Source organism: Haemophilus aegyptius (genome assembly GCF_900475885.1).
Classification (GTDB): Bacteria; Pseudomonadota; Gammaproteobacteria; order Enterobacterales; family Pasteurellaceae; genus Haemophilus; species Haemophilus influenzae.
In genome coordinates, this window is record NZ_LS483429.1 from 1,840,842 (window position 1) to 1,856,562 (window position 15,721).

The 15,721-nt window shown below is 38.5% G+C and carries 11 protein-coding genes and 3 pseudogenes; 5 read left to right on the plus strand and 9 right to left on the minus strand.

Features of this window, described 5'->3' with window-relative positions; genetic code table 11:
* Positions 1-20: 20 nt before the first annotated feature.
* The 4 genes from recG to gmk all read right to left on the minus strand — a co-directional run bounded on the left by recG (position 21) and on the right by gmk (position 5,241).
* Entirely contained in the window at positions 21-2,102 is a 2,082-nt protein-coding gene (recG, locus tag DQN49_RS09435; protein WP_006995755.1) for an ATP-dependent DNA helicase RecG, read from the minus strand.
* Positions 2,099-4,213 carry a bifunctional GTP diphosphokinase/guanosine-3',5'-bis pyrophosphate 3'-pyrophosphohydrolase gene (gene spoT / locus DQN49_RS09440; protein WP_006995754.1) on the minus strand — a complete coding sequence of 705 codons (2,115 nt, stop codon included), beginning with the start codon at positions 4,211-4,213 and terminating at the stop codon, positions 2,099-2,101. Before spoT ends, recG begins: the two co-directional genes overlap by 4 nt.
* A 72-nt stretch (positions 4,214-4,285) precedes the next feature.
* Positions 4,286-4,552, minus strand: a complete 267-nt coding sequence (gene rpoZ, locus DQN49_RS09445) for a DNA-directed RNA polymerase subunit omega (protein WP_006995753.1) — start codon at positions 4,550-4,552, stop codon at positions 4,286-4,288.
* A gap of 62 nt (positions 4,553-4,614) precedes the next feature.
* Positions 4,615-5,241, minus strand: a complete 627-nt coding sequence (gene gmk, locus DQN49_RS09450; RefSeq protein WP_006995752.1) for a guanylate kinase — start codon at positions 5,239-5,241, stop codon at positions 4,615-4,617.
* A gap of 250 nt (positions 5,242-5,491) precedes the next feature.
* On the opposite strand from gmk, the gene gap reads away from it, so the two are divergent.
* Complete coding sequence (gene gap, locus DQN49_RS09455; protein ID WP_006995751.1) at positions 5,492-6,511, plus strand: type I glyceraldehyde-3-phosphate dehydrogenase; 1,020 nt, start codon at positions 5,492-5,494, stop codon at positions 6,509-6,511.
* 193 nt (positions 6,512-6,704) lie between these two features.
* A complete protein-coding gene (locus DQN49_RS09460; protein WP_013527208.1) occupies positions 6,705-8,504 on the plus strand; it encodes an AMP-dependent synthetase/ligase in 1,800 nt (599 codons plus the stop codon).
* 36 nt (positions 8,505-8,540) lie between these two features.
* Here DQN49_RS09460 and DQN49_RS09465 read toward each other — a convergent pair whose 3' ends face one another.
* The 3 genes and pseudogenes from DQN49_RS09465 to fdhD all read right to left on the minus strand — a co-directional run.
* Positions 8,541-9,326 carry a Cof-type HAD-IIB family hydrolase gene (locus DQN49_RS09465; RefSeq protein WP_006995749.1) on the minus strand — a complete coding sequence of 262 codons (786 nt, stop codon included), beginning with the start codon at positions 9,324-9,326 and terminating at the stop codon, positions 8,541-8,543.
* 18 nt (positions 9,327-9,344) lie between these two features.
* Positions 9,345-9,809 (minus strand): rRNA maturation RNase YbeY, encoded by a 465-nt coding sequence (gene ybeY / locus DQN49_RS09470; RefSeq protein WP_006995748.1) that lies wholly within the window; start codon positions 9,807-9,809, stop codon positions 9,345-9,347.
* A 261-nt stretch (positions 9,810-10,070) separates the two neighbouring features.
* Positions 10,071-10,499, minus strand: a pseudogene (gene fdhD, locus DQN49_RS09475) (formate dehydrogenase accessory sulfurtransferase FdhD); the annotation flags it as partial.
* A gap of 37 nt (positions 10,500-10,536) precedes the next feature.
* Between fdhD and fdnG the strand changes: the two are divergent.
* The 3 genes and pseudogenes from fdnG to fdhE form a co-directional block, all read left to right on the plus strand.
* A pseudogene (gene fdnG, locus DQN49_RS10540) lies at positions 10,537-13,474 on the plus strand (formate dehydrogenase-N subunit alpha); the annotation flags it as partial.
* Positions 13,454-13,838 (plus strand): annotated as a pseudogene (locus DQN49_RS09495) (formate dehydrogenase subunit gamma); the annotation flags it as partial. The pseudogenes fdnG and DQN49_RS09495, both read left to right, overlap by 21 nt.
* A 69-nt stretch (positions 13,839-13,907) precedes the next feature.
* Complete coding sequence (gene fdhE, locus DQN49_RS09500; RefSeq protein ID WP_006995741.1) at positions 13,908-14,816, plus strand: formate dehydrogenase accessory protein FdhE; 909 nt, start codon at positions 13,908-13,910, stop codon at positions 14,814-14,816.
* Positions 14,817-14,855: 39 nt separating this feature from the next.
* On the opposite strand, the gene rimI is transcribed toward fdhE, so the two are convergent.
* Positions 14,856-15,296, minus strand: coding sequence for a ribosomal protein S18-alanine N-acetyltransferase (gene rimI, locus DQN49_RS09505; protein WP_013525390.1), 441 nt, complete (start codon positions 15,294-15,296; stop codon positions 14,856-14,858).
* 2 nt (positions 15,297-15,298) lie between these two features.
* The gene (gene holD / locus DQN49_RS09510; RefSeq protein ID WP_006995739.1) at positions 15,299-15,703 is read right to left on the minus strand and encodes a DNA polymerase III subunit psi; all 405 of its coding nucleotides are present in this window, start codon (positions 15,701-15,703) and stop codon (positions 15,299-15,301) included.
* Positions 15,704-15,721 lie beyond the last annotated feature (18 nt).

A 15,721-nucleotide genomic window follows, 5' to 3' on the forward strand; every position in this document is an offset into this window, starting at 1 on the left:
TTTGAAAATTGACCGCACTTTTAAGCGTTCGAGTAGATTTCTTTATTATTGAGCCAGCGACGGATTAGGCTTTCTGCCACATCAGGGTATTTTTGGATAAGTGATTTCGCATAATGTTGCACCGTTGGTATCATTTTTCTATCTCGCATTAAATTTGCTACTCGCAATTCAGCAATTCCCGTTTGTTTCGTTCCAAGTACTTCACCTGGCCCACGAATTTCTAAATCTTTTTCCGAAATAACAAACCCATCTTGGCTATCTCGTAGCACTTGCAAACGTTTTTGCGAAACTTTGCCGAGCGGAGGTTTATACATTAGTACACAAAAAGAAGCCGTGCTGCCTCGACCAACGCGCCCTCGTAACTGATGAAGCTGCGATAAACCTAAACGCTCTGCATTTTCGATAATCATCAAACTTGCATTCGGAACATCAACCCCCACTTCGATAACTGTCGTCGCCACCAATAAATCCAATTCTGCATTTTTAAAACGCATCATGACATCTTGTTTTTCTTGGGGTTTCATGCGCCCGTGCACTAAACCAATATTTAACATCGGTAACGCTTTCGTTAAATCTTCCCAAATCGCTTCAGCTGCTTGAGCTTCTAACACCTCTGATTCATCAATTAACGTACACACCCAATAGGCTTGACGTTTTTCATTAACACAAGCGTTTTTTACACGCATCACAATTTCAGTGCGACGTTCTTCAGAAACCACTACGGTTGTTATCGGCGTACGGCCTGGAGGCAATTCATCAATAATTGATGTATCCAAATCTGCATAGACGGTCATTGCCAACGTTCTTGGAATCGGTGTTGCCGTCATAATTAACTGATGGGGATAAAATCCTGCTTTTTCGCCTTTTTCACGCAACATTAATCGTTGATGCACCCCAAAACGATGTTGTTCATCAATAATCACTAATGCTAAGTCGGAAAACTCGACTTCTTCTTGGAATAAAGCATGCGTCCCCACCACCATTTGCACCGCACCAGTTTTGATTTTTTCAAGCTCTGCTTGTCTTGATTTTCCTTTTACTTTACCTGCCAACCAGCCAACTTCAATACCGAAAGGCTCAAACCACCGTCTAAAATTATTCGCATGCTGCTCTGCAAGAATTTCTGTTGGCGCCATTAAGGCGACTTGTTTGCCATTATCAATTGCAGTTAAAGCAGCCAATGCGGCAACCAATGTTTTTCCCGATCCTACATCCCCTTGCACTAAGCGCATCATCGGATAATCTTTGATAAGATCTTGTTCAATATCGGACACTACTCGCTTTTGAGCATTAGTGGGTTGAAATAGCAAGGTGGCTAAAAATCGCTGTTTCAAATCTGTTTGATAATGTAGCGGTAAGGCAGAAAATTGTTGCGTTCCTAACCGCACTTTTTGCATAGCTAAATTATGTGCCAGAAGCTCTTCAAAAATTAATCGTTGTTGTGCAGGATGCTTACCTTGCTCTAACATTTCTAATGAAATATCTGGCGGCGGACGATGCAATAATCGCAATGCCTCTTTTAAGCTATATTGATGTGGATTAAATTCATTAGGCAAAATTTCTGCAATCTGAACTTTGTCGAGCAATGCCAAAGCTTGATCCGTTAATTTTCGTAATGAATTTTGTTTTAGCCCTTCCGTTGTGGAATAAATCGGCGTTAGGGTTTCTTCCAATACTATGGGCGCATTATCTCGCACAATTTGATATTCTGGATGATGAATTTCTGGCATGTAACGCCCACGTTTTACCTCTCCAAAGGCCTTTACTCGCACGCCAACTTGAAAACTATTACGCATTCCCGCATTAAAATTGAAAAAACGTAACATAATTTTCGATGTGCCGTCTGACAAACTTACCGATAAAATCGGGCGACGGCCAAAAGCGACTTCACAGGTTTGTACAATTCCCTCTATAGTAAAATATTGTTCAGGGCGAAGATTAGCGATTGGCGTAATTCGCGTACGATCTTCATAGCGAATAGGTAAATGAAAGAGTAAATCTTGCAGGTTATGAATGCCGATTTTAGCCAGTTTATTAGAAATGGCAGCCCCCACACCAGAGAGGCTGGTCAAAGGCACGGCATCGAGAAGTTCAAGGCTCATAGCTCATTAATATTGCGTTTGACATTAACGACGCCAGTGATGCCTTTAATACGATGAACGATATTGGCAAGGTGTTTGATATCTTTTACACAAACCTGCAAAATCACAAGCAATAAATTGTTCTCTAATTCTTCCGTCCAAATATTTTGAAGACTGCTTTCGCTCGCAGAAATTGCGGTCATTAAACTAAGCAAGGCATTCTGCTCATTCAATATTTCTATTTGTAATTCAGCCTCAAAATTCACCGCACTTTGAACGTTATCCCATTTAGCCAACGATTGACGACAAGCATTTTTCAAACTTGCACAATGTTGATGGTGTACCACAACTGTATTTTTTTCTGTACAACATCCCACAATAGGATCACCTAGGATTGGATGGCAACATTGAGCAAATTGTGTTTTACCCACTTGCATTGGTGCAATAGTGAGTATTTTTGATTCAAATTCGAGATTCTTAGTATTAGCAGATTCTAACGGCACGCCCACAAATTGATGCGCAATCATGGAGGCTGACTGATTACCTAAACCAATTTCTCGTAATAATTCATCTAAAGAAGAAAGGGCTAAAGCATCTAATACAGTGCTAATTTGTTGAATAGAAAAATCACCTAAATTATGCGGCTGTAATGCTACATTAAGCTCAACTTCGCCTAATTTCACCGCATCCTCTTCACAACGCTGTTTGAGATAATGGCGAATCCGTGTTTTCGCACGAGCAGTTACCACGAAATTTAACCATGCGGCTTCAGGATGCGCATTTGGATCGGTGATGATATTAACCGTTTGACCTGACTCAAGGGCTTGCGAAAGCGGATAAGGTTTATGCTCAACGGTTACGCCAACACAAGTATTCCCCACATCTGAATGCACAGCATAAGCGAAATCTACTGCCGTTGCGCCCATTGGCAATTCAACAATTCGACCTTTTGGCGTAAAAACATAAATTTCTTTCGGGAAAAACTCTGATTTTACATTCTCAATAAACTCGAACGAGTTCCCTACACTTTGTTGAATTTCGACCAAACTTTGCAGCCAGCGTTGTGCGCGGATTTGTGCGGTTGTACTGTCGTTTTTACCATTTTCTTTATAAACCCAATGCGCAGTAATGCCCATTTCGGCGACTTGTTCCATATCCTCAGTATGGATATGAACTTCTACCGGAACACCTTTCGGCCCAATCATTGAAGTTTGCAAAGATTGATAGCCATTTGCTTTAGGTACCGCGATATAATCCTTTACTCGGCCAGGGCGTGGCTTATAAAGATTATGCATTTGTCCCAAAACGCGATAACAATCATCAACATTTTTTACAATCACACGGAACGCATAAATATCCATAATAGAATGAAACTCTTGATCCTTTATGCGCATTTTTTGATAGATCTTGTAAAGGTGTTTTTCACGTCCCCACACTCGGGCAAAAATGCCTGCGTTTTCTAACCGCACTTTAATCTCTTGTGAAATACGTTCGATTAAATCTTGTCGATTACTCCGCGCCACATCAATGAGTTTTTTTAACACCTCATAACGGTGTGGATGCATTGCCTGAAAAGATAAATCTTCTAATTCATTTTTGATATGCTCAATACCTAAACGATGAGCAAGCGGACAATAGATTTCAAGCGTTTCTTTCGCAATACGGCGGCCTTTATCTGGTCGTAACGAACCAAGCGTGCGCATATTATGCGTGCGGTCAGCAAGCTTGATTAACACAACGCGAATATCACGCGTCATCGCCAAAATCATTTTGCGAAAATTCTCGACTTGTGCTTCTTGGCGAGTACGAAATTTCAACTTATCGAGTTTTGATACACCGTCCACAATTTCAGCCACACTGGCACCGAACTCTTCTTTCAGTTGTTCTTCCGTATAAGGTGTATCTTCGATAACATCGTGTAAAAGCGCTGCCATTACCGCTTCGTGATCTAAGTGAAGTTGAGCAATAATGGAGGCTACCGCCACAGGATGGGTAATGTAAGGTTCGCCGCTGGAGCGAAATTGTCCTTCGTGCGCATCTCTTGCAATCACAAACGCACGCTTGATGAGTTCAATTTTATCTGCGGGCAAATACCCTTGAATAATTCGATCTAAATCCGCAAACAGTTCCAAAGGAGACCTACTTATCGTTGAAAGAGAAAGTGCAGTTAAAATATCGTGATTTTTTACCGCACTTTTAAAAGATTATTCTGTAATTAATGCAACAGCTGCTTCTTCTGTTTCTTGCACTTTCGCCATTTTTTGGAATTCTTCTGCATCCATAATATCTTGATTAATCAAACCTTTTTCGATTTCACGTAATGCAATTACTGTTGGTTTGTCATTATCTTCTGGCACTAACGGCACACTTTGGTTAAGTTGTAATTGTCTTGCACGACGTGCAGCCGTTAAAATTAAATCAAAACGGTTACCAATTTTTTCTACTGCATCTTGCACAGTAACACGAGCCATAATTTACTCCGATTTGTCAAAAATTACTCTATTGAAAGGGCGTTATAATACTCAATTTCGCCCTATTTTGCTAGTAGCTGTTGAATTAACATTGCATTTTGTTTTTGTTGATAATCTTTAGTTAAGCGTTCCGATTGCAAAATACTTTGTAAATCTTTTAATGTTTTCTCAAAATCATCATTCACAATGACATAATCATATTCGTCATAATGCGAAATTTCACTTATCGCTTTTGACATTCGTTCGGCAATAACCTCTTCACTATCTTGCCCACGACCAATTAAACGACGCTCTAATTCAGGCAATGAAGGCGGTAAAATAAAAATGCTTTTAACACTACGAACTTTTTTGCGGATTTGTTGGGCGCCTTGCCAATCAATATCTAAAAATACATCAATGCCTTTTGCTAAATTTTCCTCAATCGCAGGTAAAGAGGTTCCATAATAATTGCCACCAAAAACTTTGGCATATTCTAGAAATAAATCTTGCTCAATGAGTGATTCAAACTCTTCTTTTGATACAAAATAATAGTGTACGCCTTCAACTTCACCTGGGCGTGGGGCACGGGTCGTATGTGACACAGAAACCATTTTTTGAGTTGAGCTATCTGATGCCAATAACGCAGAAATTAATGAAGATTTTCCTGCGCCACTTGGTGCAGATAAAATATAAAGATTACCTTGAGACATAGAATATTTAACCTTCTCTGACAATTTCAGTCTATTATGCAGATTTCTCTATAAAAAATCATCAAAAGTGCGGTGATTTTTTACGGTACTTTTTCATTCTAATGATGATTTGATATAGATCACAAAAAAGTAGTAGGGTTTATAGTTTTATAAAAATGCTCGTGCTATACTCTGTGCGTTGTCTTACTGAGTGAGCAGTATTACTCAAAGCAAACAGATTTGTTTAACTTAAATAAAAGGTGAAAATCTTATGGCAATTAAAATTGGTATCAATGGTTTTGGTCGTATCGGCCGTATCGTATTCCGTGCAGCACAACACCGTGATGACATTGAAGTTGTAGGTATTAACGACTTAATCGACGTTGAATACATGGCTTATATGTTGAAATATGATTCAACTCACGGTCGTTTCGACGGCACTGTTGAAGTGAAAGATGGTAACTTAGTGGTTAATGGTAAAACTATCCGTGTAACTGCAGAACGTGATCCAGCAAACTTAAACTGGGGTGCAATCGGTGTTGATATCGCTGTTGAAGCGACTGGTTTATTCTTAACTGATGAAACTGCTCGTAAACATATCACTGCAGGCGCGAAAAAAGTTGTATTAACTGGTCCATCTAAAGATGCAACCCCTATGTTCGTTCGTGGTGTAAACTTCAACGCATACGCAGGTCAAGATATCGTTTCTAACGCATCTTGTACAACAAACTGTTTAGCTCCTTTAGCACGTGTTGTTCATGAAACTTTCGGTATCAAAGATGGTTTAATGACCACTGTTCACGCAACGACTGCAACTCAAAAAACTGTGGATGGTCCATCAGCTAAAGACTGGCGCGGCGGCCGCGGTGCATCACAAAACATCATTCCATCTTCAACAGGTGCAGCGAAAGCTGTAGGTAAAGTATTACCTGCATTAAACGGTAAATTAACTGGTATGGCTTTCCGTGTTCCAACGCCAAACGTATCTGTTGTTGATTTAACTGTTAATCTTGAAAAACCAGCTTCTTATGATGCAATCAAACAAGCAATCAAAGATGCAGCGGAAGGTAAAACGTTCAATGGCGAATTAAAAGGCGTATTAGGTTACACTGAAGATGCTGTTGTTTCTACTGACTTCAACGGTTGTGCTTTAACTTCTATATTTGATGCAGAAGCAGGTATCGCATTAACAGATTCTTTCGTTAAATTGGTATCTTGGTACGATAACGAAACGGGTTACTCAAACAAAGTATTAGACTTAGTAGCTCATATCTACAACTACAAAGGCTAATTAAAACTTTGAAAAAATTAACCGCTCTTCAGAGCGGTTTTTTATTATCTAGAATTTAATTTACGCTCTAAAAATGAACAAGGGATCACTAAAAATAATTTAAAACAATCAATATTCTTCTAGCTTTTATTCCTATTTAAGATTATATTAGCGCACAACTGTTCGCTCAATGAAAATCAAAAATAGGGTTAATATGAATCTCGATCTCCATTTTGTTCATCGTATTCAACAACAAGCTAAAACTCGTACAAATATGACCGCACTTCGCTATAAAGAACACGGCTTGTGGCGAGATATCTCTTGGAAAAACTTTCAAGAGCAACTCAATCAACTTTCTCGTGCATTGCTTGCTCACAATATTGACGTACAAGATAAAATCGCCATTTTTGCCCATAATATGGAACGTTGGACAATCGCTGACATTGCGACCTTACAAATTCGAGCAATCACAGTACCTATTTACGCAACCAATACAGCCCAGCAAGCAGAATTTATCCTAAATCACGCCGATGTAAAAATTCTCTTCGTCGGCGATCAAGAGCAATACGATCAAGCATTGGAAATTGCTCATCATTGTCCAAAATTACAAAAAATTGTGGCAATGAAACCTACAATTCAATTACAACAAGATCCTCTTTCTTGCACTTGGGAAAGTTTTATTAAAACAGGTTCAAATGCCCAACAAAATGAACTAACCCAACGCTTAAACCAAAAACAATTATCGGATTTATTTACGATTATTTATACCTCAGGCACAACGGGAGAGCCTAAAGGTGTCATGTTAGATTACGCTAATCTCGCTCACCAATTAGAAACACATGATCTTTCACTTAATGTGACAGATCAGGATATTTCACTTTCTTTTTTACCATTCTCTCATATTTTTGAACGAGCCTGGGCGGCTTATATTCTTCATAGAGGCGCAATACTTTGCTATTTAGAAGACACCAATCAAGTGCGGTCAGCTTTAACGGAAATTCGCCCAACTTTAATGTGCGCCGTACCACGTTTTTACGAAAAAATTTATGCAGCCGTATTGGATAAAGTTCAAAAAGCCCCAAAACTTCGCCAAATTATGTTTCATTGGGCAATTTCTGTAGGACAAAAATATTTTGATTTACGTGCGAATAACAAAGCTATTCCATTCTTATTGAAGAAACTATTTGCTTTAGCGGATAAATTAGTGCTCTCAAAACTTCGTCAATTATTGGGGGGACGAATAAAAATGATGCCTTGCGGAGGAGCAAAATTAGAACCTGCTATTGGGCTATTTTTCCACGCCATTGGTATCAACATCAAATTAGGCTATGGCATGACAGAAACAACTGCAACCGTTTCTTGCTGGCATGATTTCCAATTTAACCCAAATTCAATCGGCACACTGATGCCAAAAGCGAAAGTGAAAATTGGGGAAAATAATGAAATCCTTGTGCGTGGTGGAATGGTGATGAAAGGCTATTACAAAAAGCCAGAAGAAACGGCTCAAGCCTTTACAGAAGATGGTTTCTTAAAAACTGGCGATGCGGGAGAATTTGACGAACAAGGCAATTTATTTATTACCGATCGCATTAAAGAATTAATGAAAACCTCAAACGGCAAATATATCGCACCACAATATATCGAAAGCAAAATCGGTAAAGATAAATTTATCGAACAAATTGCGATCATCGCTGATGCGAAAAAATATGTATCCGCGCTTATTGTGCCTTGCTTTGATAGTTTGGAAGAATACGCTAAACAGCTCAATATTAAATATCATGACCGTTTAGAACTACTAAAAAATTCTGACATTCTGAAAATGTTTGAGCAGCGTATTAATGCAGTACAAAAAGAATTGGCTCATTTCGAGCAAGTAAAAAAATTCACGCTACTTTCTCAAGCATTCAGCATTAAATTAGGCGAAATTACACCAACATTAAAATTGCGTAGAAAAGTGATTTTAGAACGTTATCGCAAGCAAATTGAAGCAATGTATCATTCACAAGAAGCATAACTAAAAGGCTCTCAATTGAGAGCCTTTCTTTTCTAATTATTCAGGAAATTTTTCTTCTAAAATCAATGCAAGTCCATCTTCATTATTGGTCGTGGTAACTACATTTGCAGCTTGTTTAATTTCATTTGGCGCATTTCCCATTGCCACCCCAAGCCCCGCATGTTCTAGCATATCCAGATCATTAAAATTATCGCCAAATGCAATCACTTCATTAGTTTGTACGCCAAAATAATCTTCCAAAAAACGCACCGCACTTCCTTTGGTTGCACTCTTGTGCATTACCTCTAAAAAATTAGCATGGGAACGACAAATACTCAGATGTGGAAATTTTTTCTTTAAAAGAACTTCAATCTCAATGATTTCTTCTGCTTCCCCAATAATTTGAATTTTATGTGGTGAACTTGTCGCTACTTCATCAAAAGGATGAATCTCAATTTTGGTAACACTGCGTTCATAAATCACCCATTTATTTTCTACGTCACGAGCATGGCAATCATTATTTGTATAATAATTCACGCCAAGCAAAGGGTGATCCGCCAAAACGGTATTAATCTCTAAAATATCTTTTGGCTCAATTTGTACGCTATAAATTGGTTCAAGATGTTGATTCAAAATAAGTGCGCCACTAAATGCAACAAGCACATTATTCGTTTCAAGCTGTTTCCAATAAGGCAAAATACCTAAAGGAGAACGCGCCGAAATTGGCACAAAAGGAATGCCATTCGCCGTTAAACGCTTAATTACCGTAACAGTTCGAGGAGAAATGGTATGTTGAGAGGTTAATAAGGTGCCATCAAAATCACTAAATACTGCTTTATACATCATTACTCCGAATAAAGATTATTTCTCTGCTAGATAAGGATCATCAAAGCCTAATCCTTGCATAATTTGGGTTTCTAAACTTTCCATTTCTTCCGCTTCATCGTCTTCAATATGATCATAACCAAGTAAATGTAAACAACCATGCACGACCATATGCGCCCAATGTGCCATTAATGGTTTCTCTTGTTCTGCGGCTTCTCTCTCCACAACTTGACGACAAATAACGAGATCCCCTAACAATGGCAACTCCACCTCATCGGGGCATTCAAATGGAAATGAAAGCACGTTAGTCGGGCGATCCTTTCCACGATAAGTTAAATTTAATTCATGGCTTTCGGCTTCATCCACAATACGCACCGTCATTTCGACTTCATTCCCTTCTGGTTGAATCGCAACTGTTGCCCACTGCACAATCTGCTCTTCTGTTGGCAACCCCTCTATATTTTCTGTGGCAATTTGCAAATCAACCAATACACTTCCCATTCTATTCTCCTAAATTCTTTTCAATTTCTAACCGCACTTTTGCACTTATTGAATACATATAACAAACTGGTGGGCTTATGACCACTTTTGTATGTATAAAAATGAGGGGAATTATACAATAATAAACCCACCAATCCCCTAAATTTAGATTACATAATTTATGTTTACCGCTAATTTACTCTATTTTTAACATACAAAGAGACAAATCACGCTATTTCCTTAATCAACACAAAACCTCAAATCTCTCGCTCTTGGTTGGGGTTAATTGTGAAGTCGTAGATGTCCGCTATAAATATTTCCTTTTCCTTCCCTAGCAAAACCAATTAAAGTCAAATTATGTTTTTCTGCCATTGTTACTGCTAAATCCGTTGCGGCAGAAATCGTGACTAACATTTCCACCCCGCAAGCCACTGTTTTTTGCACCATTTCATAACTCGCTCGACTGGAGGCTAAAATAAAACCTCTAGGTTTACCCGATTTTGCGTGCCAACCAAGCAATTTATCTAATGCAACGTGGCGACCCACATCCTCGTAAATAGCTAACATACTTCCATATAAATCGAAAAATGCACAAGCATGGGTAGCACCAGTTTTACATCCAAGCAATTGATTTTTTTGAAGATCAATAAGACAACTATCTAGCAAATTTAAATCAAATTGAAAAGTACAGTCTAATTTCGGAAAAGTTTTATCAAGAAGAAAATTCTTCAAGATCTGTGCAGGAGGTATGGCGGGAACGTCAGCTGCAATGTTGGGCTTTGCTCCAGCAAACGTATTAGCTGCGCCACGCGAATATAAATTATTACGCGCGTTCGAATCCCGTAACACCTGTACATATTGCGCTGTAAGTTGCGGTATGTTGTTATATAGCACAGGCAAACCTTGCAATTCATTAAGCAGCCATACTGGCACAAATACTCGTTCAAAACTCTTTCATATTGAGGGCGATCCAGATCATCCAGTCAGTCGTGGTGCGCTTTGCGCGAAAGGTGCTGGAGCACTCGATTATGTCAATAGTGAAAGCCGTTCTTTATATCCTCAATATCGTGCGCCCAGTTCTGATAAATGGGAACGAATTTCTTGGAAAGATGCCATTAAACGTATTGCTCGTTTAATGAAAGATGACCGAGATGCCAACTTTGTTGAAAAAGATTCAAATGGAAAAACGGTTAATCGTTGGGCAACGACAGGAATTATGACTGCATCAGCAATGAGCAATGAAGCTGCGTTATTAACACAAAAGTGGATTAGAATGCTCGGTATGGTGCCAGTATGTAACCAAGCGAATACTTGACACGGACCAACGGTAGCAAGTCTTGCTCCATCATTTGGTAGCGGTGCCATGACAAATAACTGGGTTGATATTAAAAATGCCAACTTAATCATCGTTCAAGGCGGTAACCCTGCAGAAGCCCATCCTGTTGGCTTCCGTTGGGCAATTGAAGCGAAGAAAAACGGTGCGAAAATCATCGTTATTGATCCGCGTTTTAACCGTACAGCATCCGTTGCTGATCTTCATGCTCCAATTCGTTCTGGTTCTGATATTACGTTCTTAATGGGCGTGATCCGTTACCTATTGGAAACAAACCAAATTCAACACGAATATGTTAAACACTATACCAACGAATCATTCTTAATTGATGAAGGTTTCAAATTTGAAGACGGTTTATTTGTAAGGTATAACGAAGAAAAACGTAACTACGATAAATCTAAATGGAACTACCAATTTGATGAAAATGGTCACGCTAAACGTGATATGACATTACAACATCCTCGTTGTGTCATTAACATCTTAAAAGAGCACGTTTCTCGTTATACCCCAGAAATGGTTGAACGTATTACAGGCGTAAAATAAAAACTCTTCTTACAAATCTGTGAAGAAATTGGTAAAACCTCTGTGCCAAATAAAACGATGACGCATCTATATGCATTAGGTTTTACAGAGCATTCAATCGGTACACAAAATATTCGCTCAATGGCGATGATCCAGTTACTTTTAGGTAATATGGGGATGCCAGGTGGCGGTATTAACGCATTACGTGGACACTCCAATGTGCAAGGTACGACAGATATGGGCTTATTGCCAATGTCTTTACTAGGTTATATGCGTTTGCCAAACGATAAAGATACCTCTTACGATCAATACATTAACGCAATTACACCAAAAGATATCGTTCCAAACCAAGTGAACTATTATCGCCATACTTCAAAATTCTTTGTTAGTATGATGAAAACTTTCTACGGAGATAATGCCACTAAGGAAAATGGCTGGGGATTCGATTTCTTATCAAAAGCAGATCGCCTATATGATCCAATTACTCACGTTAAATTGATGAATGAAGGCAAATTACACGGTTGGATTTTACAAGGTTTTAACGTATTAAATTCACTACCAAATAAAAATAAAACGTTATCTGGTATGAGTAAACTGAAATACTTAGTCGTTATGGATCCATTACAAACTGAATCATCAGAGTTTTGGAGAAATTTTGGTGAGTCAAATGATGTAAATCCTGCAGAAATTCAAACAGAAGTTTTCCGTTTACCAACTACTTGTTTCGCAGAAGAAGAAGGATCAATCGTTAATTCTGGTCGCTGGACTCAATGGCACTGGAAAGGTTGCGATCAACCGGGAGAAGCCTTACCTGATGTTGATATTCTTTCTATGCTACGCGAAGAAATGCACGAACTTTATAAAAAAGAGGGTGGACAAGGAATTGAATCTTTTGAAGCGATGACTTGGAATTATGCTCAACCACACTCACCAAGTGCGGTTGAATTAGCCAAAGAATTAAATGGTTATGCGCTTGAAGATCTTTATGATCCAAACGGTAACTTGATGTACAAGAAAGGTCAATTACTCAATGGATTTGCACATTTACGTGATGATGGTACAACAACATCAGGTAACTGGTTATATGTTGGTCAATGGACTGAAAAAGGCAACCAAACTGCTAATCGCGATAATTCAGATCCATCGGGTTTAGGTTGTACTATTGGCTGGGGCTTTGCATGGCCAGCAAACCGCCGCGTACTTTATAGCCGTGCATCATTAGATATCAATGGTAATCCTTGGGATAAAAACCGCCAATTAATCAAATGGAACGGTAAAAACTGGAACTGGTTTGATATTGCTGACTACGGTACGCAACCACTAGGTTCTGATACTGGGCCGTTCATTATGTCCGCAGAAGGCGTAGGACGTTTATTTGCCGTTGATAAAATTGCAAATGGCCCAATGCCAGAACACTATGAACCAGTTGAAAGCCCAATTGATACAAACCCATTTCATTCAAATGTAGTAACCGATCCAACTTTACGTATCTATAAAGAAGATCGTGAATTTATTGGTTCAAATAAAGAGTATCCATTTGTAGCAACAACTTATCGTTTAACCGAGCATTTCCACAGCTGGACTGCACAATCTGCATTAAATATCATCGCACAACCACAACAATTTGTGGAAATTGGCGAAAAATTAGCGGCAGAAAAAGGCATCCAAAAAGGCGATATGGTAAAAATTACTTCTCGTCGTGGCTATATTAAAGCGGTCGGTGGTTACAAAACATCTTAAAGATCTCGAAATTTATGGACGTATCGTACACCATATAGGTCTTCCAATTCACTGGAATATGAAGGCATTAAATGGCAAAGGTAACCTTGGTCAAAAAATGCTCTTTTGGACATTAAACTTGGCAATGGTAACGTTATTAGTCACTGGAATCATTATGTGGCGTCAATATTTTTCACATTACTTCTCAATCCCAGTATTGCGAATTGCTATTTTACTCCACTCTGCAAGTGCTTTTATGTTATTCACTGGTATCTTAGTGCATATATATGGCATTTTGGGTTAAAGGATCAATTCGCGGTATTGTTGAAGGTTGGGTAACCGTTTGTTGGGCGAAAAAACACCACCCAAGATGGTATCGTGAAGAAGTTTTATCAAAACTTGAGGAAGATTTACTCAACGAGCAATCTGGCAAAGTAGGTAAAACCAAAGTCTTATTTAAAGGATTTGGCAAATAAGCTGAAATCCTGAAAAAGAAAAAGTGCGGTTAAAATTGACCGAACTTTTTATTATAAAAGTGAGAGAATATGTGTATCAAAATCTTATCTGAATCAGAAATTAAACAAGTAGCAAATTCATATCAAGCCCCAGCGGTTTTATTTGCCAATCCTAAAAATCTTTACCAACACAGAGCGAAACGTTTAAGAGACTTAGCACAAAATTATCCTCTATCTGATTATTTATTATTTGCTGCAGACATAGTTGAAAGCCAACTTTCCACGTTAGAAAAAAATCCTTTACCGCCACAACAGCTTGAACAGTTAAATGCTATCGAGCCACTAAATACCAAAACCTTTAAGCGAGACAGTATTTGGCGTGAATACTTAACTGAAATTCTTGATGAAATAAAACCCAAAGCCAATGAGCAAGTTTCTGCAACAATTGAATTTCTTGAAAAAGCATCCTCTGCCGAATTAGAAGAAATGGCAAATAAGCTCTTAGCACAAGAATTTAACTTAGTCAGCAGTGATAAAGCCGTCTTTATTTGGGCTGCACTTTCCCTTTATTGGTTACAAGCAGCTCAACAAATTCCTCATAATAGCCAAGTTGAGAACGCCGAAAATTTACATCACTGCCCTATTTGTGGTTCTTTACCTGTTGCAAGTATTGTACAAATTGGTACATCACAAGGTTTACGCTACTTACATTGTAATTTATGTGAAAGTGAATGGAATTTGGTACGCGCACAATGCACCAATTGTAATAGTCATGACAAACTTGAAATGTGGTCATTAAATGAAGAACTTGCGCTTGTTCGTGCCGAAACCAGTGGTAGCTGTGAAAGTTACTTGAAAATGATGTTCCAAGAAAAAGATCCTTACGTAGAACCTGTAGCCGATGATTTGGCTTCTATTTTCTTAGATATTGAAATGGAAGAAAAAGGTTTCGCCCGAAGTGGATTAAATCCATTTATTTTTCCTGCAGAAGAAGCATAAAAAATATAGCCTAGAAATATCTAGGCTAATTATTTAAATCTATAGATAACACGCCATTACCACTGCATTTTCTCGTCCACCACTGGGTTTCGGATAATAATTTTTCCGAATATCCACTTCATTAAAACCAATTTTTTCATACAAGAAACGAGCAGGGTTAGACTCTCTGACTTCTAGCCATAAGGTTTGGACACCTTTTTCCTTTAATTGAAAGATTAATTTGCCTAACAATAATTTGCCAAATCCACAACCTTGATAAGTAGGCAAAATCGCAATATTAAACAAAGTCGCTTCATCTAATACGGTTTGGCAAATAGCAAAACCGATAATCTGATTATTCTCTATTAATTTTAAATTGAGATAACGCTCACCTTGATTATTTTTTAACGTCCCTAACGACCAAGGCACCAGATGTGCTTGCTGTTCGATTTCATACAATCGCTCGAAATCACAGGCTTCAATTTGAGAAATAATAGACATAATTAAGGCTGCTGAATTTGTTGCCACAACGCTCGTTTGGCTTGATGATTAGATTGAAATTGCTGCCAACTTGGCGAGCGATAAACCTGCTCAGCCTGCTTGCAAAATGGCAAAGTGCGGTCAATTTGGTCGCTATTTTCTGATAGTAACCAATAACGAATAGGCTGTTTACATTCCATATACTGGATTTGATCGTAATTCAAACATAAACAATTTTCTTTTTTAAGATTAAGGCTTAACAGCACATCAGCCAACAAAGGCGAGTTACTGATATTTTCATCGGAAACAGTGATAAAGCGAATATTCTCTGCCACACTAATTCCTACTGAACCTTGCAGTACCTCGGGGCGATATAATTCCCACTGGGAAATGCCCATTTCTTGTAAAAGAAGATCGCGTCTGTTCATAAGTGAATTTTTAAAAAC